This is a genomic window from Pseudomonas sp. LBUM1646 (assembly GCF_059716165.1).
Genome location: NZ_CP166810.1, coordinates 6,957,318 through 6,971,998, shown reverse-complemented (window position 1 = coordinate 6,971,998; position 14,681 = coordinate 6,957,318). Strand labels below are relative to the sequence as shown.

The window sequence follows — 14,681 nt, the reverse complement described above, 5'->3', positions numbered from 1 at the left end:
GGATATCCCCTAAGTTGAAAGCCGGTGAGGCAAAAACAAGCGGCCATTGTAGCGGCCAGACGCCCACTTATCCACATGCAGGTTGCGCACAGGCCATGAATTATCAATGCGTTAACTGTTGAAAAGGCGACCAGCGGTATGTGCATAAGCTCTGTGGATAACCGCCCATGAGGGCACTGGACAAGTGGGGGGTAAACTCGGTGGATAACTGGCCTGTGGATAACTGACCATTCCACACACAGCTTATCCGACAGCGCAGCACAGGCTGACCACCGTTTTCCACTGTAGTTGTCATTCTCTGTACATCACGGCTTATATGGGCTTAAGGCAGTTATCCACAGAGAATGGCGTCCCTAGCTTTTATAAGCTTTACAGAAAAGCTTTAAATAATTCCCTTCTTTATTTCTATATCTAGCGAAGAGGCGTCGAGCGAGAAAACCTCCGGAGATCTATTTATAAGGAAACGCTGGTTGGAAATTGACCTAGAGGCTTGCTTTCTCTAGAATCCCCGGTCTCTTAAAACGGGGGCCATTCCGGCCCGTTGTGGACGAACCAGGTAACACGACAATGAAACGTACTTTCCAACCAAGCACTATCAAACGCGCTCGTACTCACGGTTTCCGTGCTCGCATGGCTACCAAAAACGGTCGTGCCGTCCTGTCGCGTCGTCGCGCCAAAGGTCGTGCGCGTCTGGCAGTTTGATAATCCGGCACTGGAGGTGAGTCAGGACTTCAGTCGGGACAAGCGTTTGCTAACGCCCCGGCATTTCAAAGCAGTCTTTGACTCCCCTACCGGCAAGGTTCCGGGGAAAAATCTCCTGCTCCTTGCGCGCAACAACGATCTTGATCACCCCCGTCTCGGGCTGGTTATCGGGAAAAAGAGCGTAAAGCTCTCCGTCGAGCGCAATCGCCTCAAACGTCTGATGCGCGAATCGTTTCGCCTGAACCAGGATTCACTGGTCGGTTGGGACATTGTTATCGTCGCGCGCAAAGGTTTGGGGGACGTAGAAAACCCCGAATTGATTCAGCATTTCGGCAAACTCTGGAAGCGTCTGGCACGCAGCACGCCGGTACCAGCAGTCAAAACCGAAACTGTAGGGGTAGACAGTACCGATGCGTAAACTGGCACTCGTTCCGATCCAGTTTTATCGCTATGCCATTAGTCCCCTGATGGCCAGTCACTGTCGTTTCTACCCCAGTTGTTCCTGCTACGCGTATGAAGCCATAGAAAATCATGGCCTTCTGCGCGGTGGCTGGCTGGCCTTTCGTCGTTTAGGTCGCTGTCATCCGTGGAATCCCGGTGGTTATGACCCGGTTCCGCCTATCCCTACCTCCCGTTCTTCTTCGATGGCCGAGTAATCATGGATATCAAACGCACGATCCTGATCGTCGCCCTGGCAATCGTGTCCTACGTTATGGTTCTTAAATGGAACCAGGACTATGGCCAGGCTGCCCTGCCGACTCAGAATGTTGCTTCCAGTACTACCGCACCGGGCCTACCGGACACGGCGACTGGCAATAATGCTTCTGTCAGTGACGACATTCCCCGCGCCGCAAGCGATACCAGTGCCACTGCACCTGCTGAAACACCAGTAGCTGTAAGCAAAGACCTCATCCAGATCAAAACGGATGTGCTCAACCTGGCAATCGATCCACAAGGTGGTGATGTTGCACAATTGACGTTGCCGCTGTATCCACGTCGCCAGGACCATCCGGAAATTCCATTCCAGTTGTTCGATAACGGCAACGAGCGGACTTATCTGGCCCAGAGCGGTTTGATCGGCACCGACGGTCCGGACGCAAGTCCAACCGGTCGTCCGGTTTACGCCTCGGAGAAGAAGATTTACCAGTTGGCTGACGGTCAGGACCAATTGGTCGTGGACCTGAAGTTCAGCAAGGACGGCGTCAACTACATCAAGCGTTTCACTGTGAAACGTGGCCTGTATGACGTAACCGTTTCCTACTTGATCGATAACGAAAGCGCCAAGCCTTGGTCGGGTGCGATGTTCGCCCAACTGAAGCGTGACGCCAGCTCCGATCCTTCTTCCAGCACTGCCACCGGCACCGCGACTTACCTGGGCGCCGCCCTGTGGACAAGTAACGAGCCGTACAAGAAAGTGTCGATGAAGGACATGGACAAGGCTCAGCTGAAAGAAACCGTTAACGGTGGTTGGGTTGCCTGGTTGCAACACTACTTCGTGACCGCGTGGATTCCGGCGAAGGGCGAAAACAATGTCGTCCAGACCCGTAAAGACAGCAAAGGCAACTACATCATCGGTTACACCGCTCCGGCAGTGACCGTTGCACCTGGTGCAAAAGGTGAAGTCAGCGCCGTTCTGTACGCCGGCCCGAAAAGCCAGGCTGTGCTGAAAGAGTTGTCCCCAGGTCTGGAACTGACCGTCGACTACGGCATTCTGTGGTTCATTGCCCAGCCAATCTTCTGGTTGCTGCAACACATCCACGCCATTGTCGGTAACTGGGGCTGGTCGATCATCTTCCTGACCATGCTGATCAAAGGGCTTTTCTTCCCGTTGTCGGCTGCCAGCTACAAATCCATGGCGCGCATGCGTGCAGTGGCGCCGAAACTGGCCGCGCTGAAAGAGCAACATGGCGACGACCGGCAGAAAATGTCCCAAGCCATGATGGAGCTGTACAAGAAAGAGAAGATCAATCCACTGGGCGGCTGCTTGCCAATCCTGGTGCAGATGCCGGTTTTCCTTTCGCTGTACTGGGTTCTGCTGGAAAGCGTGGAAATGCGCCAGGCGCCGTTCATGCTGTGGATTACTGACCTGTCGATCAAGGATCCGTTCTTCATCCTGCCGATCATCATGGGTGCAACCATGTTCATCCAGCAGCGCTTGAACCCAACGCCTCCGGATCCGATGCAGGCCAAGGTGATGAAGCTGATGCCAATCATCTTCACCTTCTTCTTCCTGTGGTTCCCGGCGGGTCTGGTGCTGTACTGGGTCGTCAACAACGTCCTGTCCATCAGCCAACAGTGGTACATCACCCGTAAGATCGAAGCTGCTACCAAAAACGCCGCTGCGTAACTTACTCTGTGGTTAACCACTCAAAACGCCCCCTAGTGGGGCGTTTTGCTATCTGTCACTTTTGTCTGGATACCGGTTTATGAGCGTTCCTCGTGAAACCATCGCTGCCGTCGCCACCGCTCAAGGTCGTGGCGGTGTGGGCATCGTCCGTATTTCCGGGCCGCTGGCGAGTGTGGCGGCCAAAGCCATCAGCGGCCGCGAACTGAAACCGCGGTATGCCCATTACGGTCCGTTCCTCAGTGAAAACGAAGAGGTGCTGGACGAAGGCATCGCCCTGTATTTCCCCGGCCCGAACTCATTCACCGGCGAAGACGTGCTCGAACTGCAGGGACACGGCGGCCCGATCGTGCTGGATATGCTGCTCAAGCGTTGCCTGGAACTGGGTTGCCGCTTGGCCCGGCCAGGTGAATTCAGCGAACGCGCCTTCCTCAACGACAAGCTCGACCTGGCCCAGGCCGAGGCAATTGCCGATCTGATCGAGGCAAGTTCTGCTCAAGCGGCGCGAAATGCCCTGCGTTCCTTGCAAGGTGCGTTTTCCCAGCGTGTGCATAACCTCACTGAGCAGCTGATTGGCCTGCGCATCTATGTGGAGGCCGCCATCGACTTCCCGGAAGAAGAAATCGACTTCCTTGCCGATGGCCACGTGCTGAGCATGCTCGACAAAGTACGTGATGAATTATCCACAGTCCTTCGCGAAGCCGGGCAGGGTGCCTTGTTGCGGGACGGGATGAATGTCGTGATTGCCGGACGGCCGAATGCCGGTAAATCCAGCCTGTTGAATGCCTTGGCCGGTCGTGAAGCGGCGATCGTCACCGAGATCGCCGGCACTACCCGGGACATTCTTCGCGAACATATCCACATCGACGGCATGCCGTTGCACGTGGTCGACACTGCAGGCCTGCGTGATACCGATGACCAAGTGGAAAAAATCGGCGTTGAACGGGCGCTAAAAGCCATCGGTGAAGCGGATCGGGTGTTGTTGGTCGTGGATGCTACGGCACCGGAAGCGCTTGATCCGTTTGCGCTGTGGCCAGAATTCCTGGAAACCCGGCCTGACCCGGCCAAAGTCACGCTGATCCGTAACAAGGCTGACCTGACGGGCGAAGCGATTGCCCTGGAAGTCAGCGCCGATGGCCATGTCACCATCAGCTTGAGCGCCAAGTCTGCGGGCGAAGGCCTTGAGTTGCTGCGTGAGCACCTCAAGACCTGCATGGGCTACGAGCAGACCTCGGAAAGCAGCTTCAGCGCACGCCGGCGCCACCTGGAGGCGCTGCGACATGCCAGTGCATCCCTCGAGCACGGCCGTGCGCAGCTGACCTTGGCAGGTGCCGGCGAGCTATTGGCTGAGGATCTGCGTCAGGCGCAGCACTCTTTAGGCGAAATAACCGGCGCCTTCAGCTCCGATGACCTGCTGGGACGAATCTTTTCCAGCTTCTGCATCGGTAAATAGTCCCTCCGTTGTTCACAGACAGGCCGCTCGTGCCTGTCTGTTCCCTCCTTTTCTGAAACTTTCCTCCAGTGCCGAGCAGATTCTTTCTGCTTGAGCGGATTTCCCGTGCCCGAGATTCGCTCATTTAAGGCTTTTCTGTGGATTAAGCCCTGTGAATAACTGCCACTAAGGGCAGTTGATAACAGGGCCTGAAAACTGAAGATAAACCCCTCTGTGGATAACCACCTCTTTCATCCACAGGCTTACACCGGTTATCCAAGGGCCTCCTTGGCACATGACCACAGGGTTTTGAATCTCTGTACATATTGAATATAAAGGCTTGTAGAGATCTATCCACAGAAATGGCGCTCAGTAGAAATAAACATAAAAACAAAGATTTAATAAATTTCTCTCTTTTTAATTTCTATAACCCCGACTTCTCCACAGCTGGTTAAATTTTGTGCAAAGGGTTCTTTAGGAAGGGCGAAGTCCCTATACTTGCCGACCAGGTCCAAAAACCTGAGACCAACCTATTCCGGATTACCTAACTGAAGCAGGCACGAGGTGCGTGGTGGATTTCCCTTCCCGTTTTGAAGTGATCGTCATCGGCGGCGGTCATGCCGGTACCGAGGCAGCACTGGCGTCAGCACGTATGGGGGCAAAAACCCTGTTGCTGACGCATAACGTGGAAACCCTCGGTGCCATGAGTTGCAACCCTGCCATTGGCGGGATCGGCAAAAGCCATCTGGTCAAAGAAATCGATGCCCTTGGCGGCGCGATGGCCATGGCGACCGATAAAGGCGGTATTCAGTTTCGCGTGTTGAACAGCCGTAAAGGCCCGGCCGTGCGAGCGACTCGCGCTCAAGCCGACCGGGTTCTGTACAAGGCCGCTGTCCGCGAAGCCCTGGAAAACCAGCCGAACCTGTGGATATTTCAACAAGCTGCCGATGACCTGATCGTCGAACAGGAACAAGTGCGCGGTGTTGTCACCCAAATGGGTCTGCGTTTCCTCGCCGATTCCGTGGTGTTGACCACTGGCACCTTCCTCGGTGGACTTATCCACATCGGCATGCAGAATTATTCTGGCGGTCGCGCCGGTGATCCGCCCTCGATTGCCCTGGCTCACCGTTTGCGTGAGTTGCCACTGCGCGTCGGTCGCCTGAAAACCGGTACACCGCCGCGTATCGATGGTCGCTCTGTGGATTTCTCGGTGATGACGGAGCAAGCAGGCGATACGCCGATCCCGGTGATGTCGTTCATGGGTTCCAAAGAGCAGCACCCGAAACAGGTCAGCTGCTGGATTACCCACACTAACGCCCGGACCCACGAAATCATTGCCGCGAACCTCGACCGTTCGCCGATGTATTCCGATGCAGGGTTGATCGAAGGCATCGGCCCGCGTTATTGCCCGTCGATCGAAGACAAGATCCACCGATTTGCCGACAAGGAAAGCCATCAGGTCTTCATCGAACCGGAAGGCTTGACCACCCACGAGCTGTACCCGAACGGGATTTCCACTTCCCTGCCGTTCGACGTGCAATTGCAGATCGTCCAATCGATCCGCGGCATGGAAAACGCGCACATCGTTCGCCCGGGCTACGCCATCGAGTACGACTACTTCGATCCGCGTGACCTGAAGTACAGCCTGGAAACCAAAGTGATTGGCGGTCTGTTTTTCGCCGGGCAAATCAACGGCACCACCGGTTACGAAGAAGCCGGCGCCCAGGGTTTGCTGGCCGGGGCCAACGCCGCACTGCGCGCACAGGGCAAAGACGCCTGGTGTCCGCGTCGCGACGAGGCGTACATCGGGGTGTTGGTCGATGACCTGATTACCCTGGGTACCCAGGAACCGTACCGGATGTTCACGTCCCGGGCCGAATACCGGCTGATCCTGCGCGAAGACAACGCTGACCTGCGCTTGACCGAAAAAGGTCGCGAACTCGGTTTGGTGGATGACGCGCGTTGGGCTGCGTTCTGCAAAAAACGCGAAAGCATCGATCTCGAAGAGCAGCGCCTGAAAAGTACCTGGGTTCGCCCGGGCACCGAGCAGGGCGATGCGATTTCCGAAAAGTTCGGCACGCCACTGACCCACGAATACAACTTGCTGAACCTCTTGAGCCGTCCGGAAATCGACTACGCTGGTCTGATCGCCGTCACTGGCGGTGGTGCAGAAGATCCACAGGTCGCCGAGCAGGTCGAAATCAAGACCAAATACGCCGGCTACATCGATCGCCAGCAGGATGAAATCGTTCGTCTGCGGGCCAGCGAAGATACCAAACTGCCTGTGGATATCGATTACACAAACATCTCCGGTCTCTCCAAAGAGATCCAGAGCAAGCTCGGTGCGACCCGTCCAGAAACCCTGGGCCAGGCGTCGCGTATCCCGGGCGTGACCCCGGCAGCGATTTCGCTGTTGATGATTCATTTGAAAAAACGCGGCGCGGGCCGTCAGTTGGAGCAAAGCGCTTGAGTTCGTTGGTCACCTCGCAACATGCAGAAGAGTTATCCACAGGTGCTCGCCAGCTCGGTGTCACACTGACAGAAACCCAGCACGCGTTGCTGCTGGGTTATCTGGCCCTGTTGATAAAATGGAACAAGGCCTACAACCTCACTGCCGTACGCGATCCGGACGAAATGGTGTCCCGTCATTTGCTCGATAGCTTGAGCGTGATGTCGTATGTGGAAAACGGTCGCTGGCTGGACGTTGGCAGCGGCGGCGGCATGCCGGGTATTCCGTTGGCCATCCTGTTTCCAGAGTCCCAAGTGACCTGCCTGGACAGCAACGGCAAGAAAACCCGCTTCCTGACCCAGGTCAAACTCGAACTGAAACTGGATAACCTGCAAGTTATCCACAGTCGCGTCGAAGAATTCCGACCAGAACTGCCATTCAACGGGATCATCTCCCGGGCGTTCAGCAGCATGGAAAACTTCAGCAACTGGACTCGCCACCTCGGCGACCGCGATACGCGTTGGCTGGCAATGAAGGGCGTTCATCCCGCCGATGAGCTGGTAGCATTGCCGGCAGACTTCCACCTCGATAGCGAACACGCCCTGGCCGTACCCGGTTGCCAAGGCCAACGCCATCTGCTGATACTGCGCCGCACGGCATGATTGGGAACACAAGCAAGAATGGCTAAGGTATTCGCGATAGCGAACCAAAAGGGTGGTGTGGGCAAGACCACCACCTGCATCAACCTCGCAGCTTCCCTGGTCGCTACCAAGCGTCGGGTGTTGTTGATCGATCTCGATCCACAGGGCAACGCCACCATGGGTAGCGGTGTGGATAAACACGGCCTGGAAAACTCGGTCTACGACCTGTTGATTGGTGAGTGCGACCTGGCCCAAGCCATGCACTTCTCCGAGCACGGTGGTTACCAGCTGTTGCCGGCCAACCGCGATTTGACGGCGGCCGAAGTGGTTCTGCTGGAAATGCAGATGAAAGAAAGTCGTCTGCGCAGTGCGTTGGCGCCGATCCGTGAAAACTACGATTACATTTTGATCGACTGCCCGCCGTCGCTGTCGATGCTGACCCTGAACGCGTTGGTGGCGGCCGATGGGGTGATTATCCCCATGCAGTGCGAGTACTTTGCGCTCGAAGGTTTGAGCGACCTTGTGGATAACATCAAGCGCATCGCCGAACTGCTGAACCCGAATCTGAAAGTCGAAGGCCTGTTGCGGACCATGTATGACCCGCGCCTGAGCCTGATGAACGATGTCTCGGCCCAGCTCAAGGAACACTTCGGCGAGCAGCTCTACGACACCGTGATTCCGCGCAACATCCGCCTGGCCGAAGCGCCAAGCTATGGCATGCCGGCGCTGGCGTACGACAAATCATCGCGTGGCGCCATCGCCTACCTGGCATTGGCGGGCGAAGTAGTTCGCCGTCAACGCAAAAACTCTCGCACCGCCGCCGCCCAGGCAACTTAAGGAATCCCCATGGCCGTCAAGAAACGAGGTCTCGGACGTGGACTGGATGCACTGCTGAGTGGTCCGACTGTCAGCTCGCTCGAAGAGCAAGCGGTACAAGCCGATCAGCGTGAGCTGCAACACCTGCCCCTGGACCTGATCCAGCGTGGCAAGTATCAGCCGCGTCGGGACATGGATCCTCAGGCGCTCGAAGAACTGGCGTTGTCGATCAAGGCCCAGGGCGTAATGCAGCCGATCGTGGTTCGTCCGATTGGTAATGGTCGCTTCGAAATCATCGCCGGCGAACGTCGCTGGCGTGCCAGCCAACAGGCTGGCCAGGAAACCATCCCGGCGATGGTTCGCGATGTGCCGGACGAAACCGCCATCGCCATGGCGCTGATCGAGAACATCCAGCGTGAAGACCTCAATCCGATCGAGGAAGCGGTTGCCCTGCAGCGTTTGCAGCAGGAATTCCAGCTGACCCAGCAACAAGTTGCCGAGGCTGTGGGTAAGTCCCGCGTTACCGTGGCCAACCTGTTGCGTCTGATTGCGTTGCCGGAAGTCATCAAGACCATGCTGTCCCACGGCGACCTTGAAATGGGCCACGCACGTGCTTTACTGGGTTTGCCGGAGAATCAGCAGGTTGAAGGGGCGCGACACGTTGTCGCACGCGGACTGACCGTGCGCCAGACTGAGGCACTGGTTCGCCAGTGGTTGAGTGGCAAACCGGAGCCTGTGGAAGCAGCAAAACCCGACCCGGATATCGCTCGACTCGAGCAGCGTCTGGCCGAGCGCCTAGGCTCTGCGGTGCAGATCCGCCACGGAAAGAAGGGCAAAGGACAGTTGGTGATTGGTTACAACTCACTCGACGAGCTTCAAGGCGTGCTTGCGCACATCCGCTGAAACATTTCCTCATGTAGCGCGCAGTCGGAAATCACTACCTGACAGTTGAATAGGGGCCGAACCGCCCCTATACTCTGCGCGCATTTTGTCGGCACAAATTATGCCAAGTTATTGAATTCTGGCAGCCGACCATTGGGGAGTAAAAGTGATGGAAACCCGCACGCCAAACCGCTTGCCGTTCCATCGCCTGGCAGTTTTTCCGGTGTTAATGGCTCAATTTGTCGTTTTGCTCATTGCCGCTTTGGCGCTCTGGCAATGGCACGGAGTCGTTGCCGGGTACTCAGGACTCTGCGGAGGCCTGATAGCCTTGTTACCCAATGTTTATTTCGCTCACAGGGCATTTCGGTTTTCCGGCGCCCGAGCAGCTCAAGCCATCGTCCGGTCTTTTTATGCCGGCGAGGCGGGCAAACTAATTTTGACGGCAGTGCTCTTTGCATTGACGTTTGCAGGTGTGAAGCCATTGGCGCCGCTAGCTGTATTCGGCGTCTTCGTGTTGACCCAACTGGTCAGCTGGTTCGCGCCCCTGCTGATGAGAACAAGACTTTCGAGACCTTAGGGCGTTTGAGGCAACCATGGCAGAGACAACCGCTTCGGGCTATATCCAGCACCACTTGCAGAACCTGACCTTCGGTCAGCATCCTACCGGCGGCTGGGGCTTTGCCCACACCGCAGCAGAGGCCAAAGAAATGGGCTTCTGGGCTTTCCACGTCGATACTCTCGGCTGGTCTGTCGCGTTGGGTCTGATCTTCGTTCTGATTTTCCGCATGGCGGCAAAGAAGGCGACTTCCGGTCAACCAGGTGCTTTGCAGAACTTCGTTGAAGTATTGGTCGAATTCGTCGATGGCAGCGTGAAAGACAGCTTCCATGGTCGTAGCCCGGTGATTGCACCGTTGGCACTGACTATCTTCGTCTGGGTCTTTCTGATGAACGCCGTCGACCTGATCCCGGTCGACTGGATTCCTCATTTGGCCATCCTGATCACTGGCGATTCGCACATTCCGTTCCGTGCCGTATCGACCACTGACCCGAACGCTACCCTGGGCATGGCCCTGTCGGTGTTCGCGTTGATCATTTTCTACAGCATCAAGGTCAAGGGCATCGGCGGCTTCATCGGCGAACTGACCCTGCACCCGTTTGGCAGCAAGAACATTTTCCTGCAAGCGCTGTTGATCCCGGTGAACTTCCTGCTGGAATTCGTCACCCTGATCGCCAAGCCAATCTCCTTGGCACTGCGTCTGTTCGGCAACATGTACGCCGGCGAGCTGGTCTTCATTCTGATTGCTGTGATGTTCGGCAGCGGTCTGCTCTGGCTTAGCGGCCTGGGCGTAGTTCTGCAGTGGGCGTGGGCTGTGTTCCACATCCTGATCATCACCCTGCAGGCGTTTATCTTCATGATGCTGACCATCGTTTACCTGTCGATGGCGCACGAAGAGAACCATTAAGACCAGTCTCGACTAGTCTGATGTCCCACTCGGTCAAACGAGTGGGTGCCCGAACAGGGCTTATGAAACGATTTGTTTTACCGCTTTAAAATCTAAAAAACCTAAACCATACGACGTAAAAGTCGGGAGGAAAGATGGAAACTGTAGTTGGTCTAACCGCTATCGCTGTTGCACTGTTGATCGGCCTGGGCGCACTGGGTACCGCAATTGGTTTCGGCCTGTTGGGCGGCAAGTTCCTGGAAGGCGCAGCGCGTCAGCCAGAAATGGTTCCAATGCTGCAAGTCAAAATGTTCATCGTTGCCGGTCTGCTCGACGCCGTAACCATGATCGGTGTTGGTATCGCTCTGTTCTTCACCTTCGCGAACCCATTCGTTGGTCAACTCGCTGGCTAATCACTCGAACCTTCGAGTGATTGGTTTGATGTGCAACGAACGAGCGAGGTGTTGGCGTGAACATTAATGCAACCCTGATTGGCCAGTCCGTTGCGTTCTTCATTTTTGTACTGTTTTGCATGAAGTTCGTGTGGCCTCCGGTCATCGCGGCTTTGCACGAACGTCAGAAGAAGATCGCGGATGGACTGGACGCTGCCGCCCGAGCAGCTCGCGACCTGGAGTTGGCCCAAGATAAAGCGGGTCAACAACTGCGCGAAGCTAAAGCTCAGGCAGCCGAAATCATTGAGCAAGCCAAGAAACGCGGTAACCAGATTGTTGAAGAGGCCGTTGAAAAGGCCCGTATCGACGCTGACCGTGTGAAGGTTCAGGCTCAGGCCGAGATCGAGCAGGAACTGAACAGTGTCAAAGACGCGCTGCGTGCCCAATTGGGTAGCCTGGCAGTCTCCGGCGCCGAGAAGATCCTGGGTTCCACAATCGATCAAAACGCGCACGCGGAGCTGGTAAACAAACTGGCTGCTGAAATTTAAGCGAGGGCGATCATGGCAGAATTGACCACGTTGGCCCGACCTTACGCTAAGGCAGCCTTCGAGCACGCCCAGGCCCACCAGCAACTGGCCTCTTGGTCAGCCATGCTCGGCCTGGCTGCAGCAGTGTCGCAAGACGACACTATGCAGCGCGTGCTCAAGGCCCCGCGACTGACGAGCGCAGACAAGGCCGCCACGTTTATTGACGTGTGCGGCGACAAGTTTGATGCCAAGGCACAGAACTTCATCAACGTCGTTTCCGAAAACGACCGTCTCCCGCTTTTGCCGGAGATATCCGCTCTGTTTGACCTGTACAAGGCCGAACAAGAGAAGTCGGTAGACGTTGAAGTGACCAGTGCTTTTGCATTGAACCAAGAACAGCAAGACAAACTCGCCAAGGTTCTCAGTGCACGACTCAACCGGGAAGTGCGCCTGCAAGTCGAGGAAGACAAATCCCTTATTGGGGGCATTGTCATCCGCGCCGGCGACCTGGTTATCGATGGCTCGGTTCGCGGCAAACTCGCGAACCTTGCCGAAGCATTGAAATCTTGAGTTTGAAGGGGCAGCAGAGCAATGCAGCAACTCAATCCTTCCGAAATAAGTGAAATTATCAAGGGCCGCATCGACAAACTCGATGTGACCTCCCAAGCCCGTAACGAAGGCACAGTCGTCAGCGTATCTGACGGCATCGTGCGGATTCACGGTCTGGCCGACGTCATGTACGGCGAGATGATCGAGTTTCCGGGCGGCGTCTTCGGTATGGCCCTCAACCTTGAGCAAGACTCTGTAGGCGCCGTTGTTTTGGGCTCCTACCAGTCTCTGGCTGAAGGCATGAGCGCCAAGTGCACTGGCCGCATCCTCGAAGTTCCGGTTGGTAAGGAACTGCTGGGTCGCGTAGTCGACGCACTGGGTAACCCAGTTGACGGCAAAGGTCCGCTGAACAACACCGAGACCGATGCGGTCGAGAAAGTTGCTCCAGGCGTGATCTGGCGTAAGTCGGTAGACCAGCCTGTACAGACTGGCTACAAGGCTGTCGATGCCATGATTCCTGTCGGCCGTGGCCAGCGTGAGCTGATCATCGGTGACCGTCAGATCGGTAAAACCGCTCTGGCGATCGACGCGATCATCAACCAGAAAGACAGCGGCATTTTCTGCGTCTACGTAGCGATCGGTCAGAAGCAATCGACCATCGCCAACGTTGTTCGCAAGCTGGAAGAAAACGGCGCACTGGCTAACACCATCGTCGTGGCAGCGAGCGCTTCGGAATCTGCAGCACTGCAATTCCTGGCCCCGTACTCCGGTTGCACCATGGGTGAATTCTTCCGCGACCGCGGTGAAGACGCGCTGATCGTTTATGACGATCTGTCCAAGCAAGCAGTGGCTTACCGCCAGATTTCCCTGCTGCTGCGCCGTCCACCAGGCCGTGAAGCTTACCCAGGCGACGTGTTCTATCTCCACTCCCGTCTGCTGGAGCGCGCATCCCGCGTTTCGGAAGAATACGTAGAGAAGTTCACCAACGGCGCAGTGACCGGCAAAACCGGTTCCCTGACCGCACTGCCGATCATCGAAACCCAGGCTGGCGACGTTTCCGCGTTCGTTCCGACCAACGTGATTTCCATCACCGACGGTCAGATCTTCCTGGAATCGGCCATGTTCAACTCCGGGATCCGTCCTGCTGTGAACGCCGGTGTTTCGGTATCCCGTGTGGGTGGTGCCGCTCAGACCAAGATCATCAAGAAGCTCTCCGGTGGTATCCGTACCGCTCTGGCTCAGTACCGTGAACTGGCGGCATTCGCCCAGTTCGCTTCTGACCTGGACGAAGCGACCCGTAAGCAACTTGAGCATGGTCAGCGCGTTACCGAGCTGATGAAGCAGAAGCAATACGCACCAATGTCGATCGCTGACATGGCGCTGTCGCTGTATGCCGCTGAGCGTGGGTTCCTGACTGACATTGAAATCGCCAAGATCGGCAGCTTCGAACAAGCGCTGATTGCTTTCTTCAACCGCGATCACGCCGATTTGATGGCGAAGATCAACGTGAAGGGTGACTTCAATGACGAAATCGACGCTGGCTTGAAAGCCGGTATCGAGAAGTTCAAGGCCACCCAAACCTGGTAAGCCGCAGCGGGAGCCGCAAGGCTCCCGCTTGCTAACCTGATAGGTGTTACATGGCAGGCGCAAAAGAGATTCGCAGTAAGATTGCGAGCATCAAAAGCACGCAAAAGATTACCAGCGCCATGGAAAAAGTGGCGGTCAGTAAAATGCGCAAGGCACAAATGCGCATGGCTGCTAGCCGTCCTTACGCGGAGCGCATCCGCCAGGTTATTGGTCATTTGGCCAACGCTAACCCGGAATATCGCCACCCATTCATGCTCGACCGTGAAATCAAGCGCGTCGGTTATGTCGTGGTGAGCAGTGACCGTGGTCTGTGTGGTGGCTTGAACACCAACCTGTTCAAGGCCCTGGTCAAGGACATGGCGAAAAACCGTGAAAACGGCGTCGAGATCGATCTGTGTGTTGTTGGTAGCAAGGGTGCGGCTTTCTTCCGCAACTTCGGCGGTAACGTCGTAGCAGCTATCAGCCACCTGGGTGAAGAGCCATCGATCAATGATCTGATTGGCAGCGTCAAGGTGATGCTGGATGCCTACCTGGATGGCCGTATCGACCGTCTGAGCGTTGTGTCCAACAAGTTCATCAACACCATGACGCAACAGCCTACCGTGGAGCAGTTGATTCCACTGGTGGCAACCCCGGATCAAGAACTCAAGCACCACTGGGACTATCTCTACGAACCGGACGCCAAAGAGCTGCTTGACGGCTTGATGGTTCGCTACGTGGAGTCGCAGGTCTACCAGGCGGTGGTCGAGAACAACGCGGCTGAACAAGCTGCGCGGATGATCGCGATGAAGAACGCTACTGACAACGCCGGTGATTTGATCAGCGATTTGCAACTGATCTACAACAAGGCGCGTCAGGCTGCGATCACCCAAGAGATCTCGGAAATCGTCGGCGGCGCTGCCGCGGTTTAACGGTTCA

At 56.2% G+C, this 14,681-nt stretch carries 16 protein-coding genes; all 16 read left to right on the top strand.

The genetic code is table 11. From position 1 onward, the window contains the following. The first annotated feature begins 567 nt into the window (after nucleotides 1–567). The gene (gene rpmH, locus ACA071_RS31865; protein ID WP_003213577.1) at nucleotides 568–702 is read left to right on the top strand and encodes a 50S ribosomal protein L34; all 135 of its coding nucleotides are present in this window, start codon (nucleotides 568–570) and stop codon (nucleotides 700–702) included. A 16-nt stretch (nucleotides 703–718) separates the two neighbouring features. Then, nucleotides 719–1,120: a ribonuclease P protein component gene (gene rnpA, locus ACA071_RS31860; protein WP_054048735.1), complete on the top strand. Its 402-nt coding sequence runs from the start codon at nucleotides 719–721 to the stop codon at nucleotides 1,118–1,120. Next, nucleotides 1,113–1,358 (top strand): membrane protein insertion efficiency factor YidD, encoded by a 246-nt coding sequence (yidD, locus tag ACA071_RS31855; RefSeq protein ID WP_080761984.1) that lies wholly within the window; start codon nucleotides 1,113–1,115, stop codon nucleotides 1,356–1,358. The genes rnpA and yidD overlap by 8 nt, the downstream gene beginning before the upstream one ends. 2 nt (nucleotides 1,359–1,360) lie before the next feature. Then, nucleotides 1,361–3,049: a membrane protein insertase YidC gene (yidC, locus tag ACA071_RS31850; protein WP_497642605.1), complete on the top strand. Its 1,689-nt coding sequence runs from the start codon at nucleotides 1,361–1,363 to the stop codon at nucleotides 3,047–3,049. 79 nt (nucleotides 3,050–3,128) lie between these two features. Continuing rightward, nucleotides 3,129–4,499, top strand: coding sequence for a tRNA uridine-5-carboxymethylaminomethyl(34) synthesis GTPase MnmE (mnmE, locus tag ACA071_RS31845; protein ID WP_497642604.1), 1,371 nt, complete (start codon nucleotides 3,129–3,131; stop codon nucleotides 4,497–4,499). 550 nt (nucleotides 4,500–5,049) lie between these two features. Then, nucleotides 5,050–6,948, top strand: a complete 1,899-nt coding sequence (mnmG, locus tag ACA071_RS31840) for a tRNA uridine-5-carboxymethylaminomethyl(34) synthesis enzyme MnmG (RefSeq protein WP_497642603.1) — start codon at nucleotides 5,050–5,052, stop codon at nucleotides 6,946–6,948. Then, a complete protein-coding gene (gene rsmG / locus ACA071_RS31835; protein ID WP_497642602.1) occupies nucleotides 6,945–7,589 on the top strand; it encodes a 16S rRNA (guanine(527)-N(7))-methyltransferase RsmG in 645 nt (214 codons plus the stop codon). The genes mnmG and rsmG overlap by 4 nt, the downstream gene beginning before the upstream one ends. An 18-nt stretch (nucleotides 7,590–7,607) precedes the next feature. Next, nucleotides 7,608–8,405 carry a ParA family protein gene (locus ACA071_RS31830; RefSeq protein WP_201196049.1) on the top strand — a complete coding sequence of 266 codons (798 nt, stop codon included), beginning with the start codon at nucleotides 7,608–7,610 and terminating at the stop codon, nucleotides 8,403–8,405. 9 nt (nucleotides 8,406–8,414) lie between these two features. After that, entirely contained in the window at nucleotides 8,415–9,287 is an 873-nt protein-coding gene (locus ACA071_RS31825) for a ParB/RepB/Spo0J family partition protein (protein WP_497642601.1), read from the top strand. A gap of 148 nt (nucleotides 9,288–9,435) precedes the next feature. After that, entirely contained in the window at nucleotides 9,436–9,843 is a 408-nt protein-coding gene (locus ACA071_RS31820; RefSeq protein WP_008027539.1) for a F0F1 ATP synthase subunit I, read from the top strand. A gap of 16 nt (nucleotides 9,844–9,859) precedes the next feature. Continuing rightward, nucleotides 9,860–10,729: a F0F1 ATP synthase subunit A gene (gene atpB, locus ACA071_RS31815; RefSeq protein ID WP_123515495.1), complete on the top strand. Its 870-nt coding sequence runs from the start codon at nucleotides 9,860–9,862 to the stop codon at nucleotides 10,727–10,729. 134 nt (nucleotides 10,730–10,863) lie between these two features. Further along, nucleotides 10,864–11,121: a F0F1 ATP synthase subunit C gene (atpE, locus tag ACA071_RS31810; protein ID WP_002555987.1), complete on the top strand. Its 258-nt coding sequence runs from the start codon at nucleotides 10,864–10,866 to the stop codon at nucleotides 11,119–11,121. A gap of 56 nt (nucleotides 11,122–11,177) precedes the next feature. After that, nucleotides 11,178–11,648 (top strand): F0F1 ATP synthase subunit B, encoded by a 471-nt coding sequence (locus ACA071_RS31805; protein WP_007948090.1) that lies wholly within the window; start codon nucleotides 11,178–11,180, stop codon nucleotides 11,646–11,648. A 12-nt stretch (nucleotides 11,649–11,660) separates the two neighbouring features. Then, on the top strand, nucleotides 11,661–12,197 hold the full coding sequence (locus tag ACA071_RS31800) for a F0F1 ATP synthase subunit delta (RefSeq protein ID WP_497642600.1): 537 nt from the start codon (nucleotides 11,661–11,663) through the stop codon (nucleotides 12,195–12,197). 21 nt (nucleotides 12,198–12,218) lie between these two features. Continuing rightward, on the top strand, nucleotides 12,219–13,763 hold the full coding sequence (gene atpA / locus ACA071_RS31795) for a F0F1 ATP synthase subunit alpha (RefSeq protein WP_213937709.1): 1,545 nt from the start codon (nucleotides 12,219–12,221) through the stop codon (nucleotides 13,761–13,763). Nucleotides 13,764–13,813: 50 nt separating this feature from the next. Beyond that, nucleotides 13,814–14,674, top strand: coding sequence for a F0F1 ATP synthase subunit gamma (gene atpG, locus ACA071_RS31790; RefSeq protein WP_133835239.1), 861 nt, complete (start codon nucleotides 13,814–13,816; stop codon nucleotides 14,672–14,674). Nucleotides 14,675–14,681: the final 7 nt, after the last annotated feature.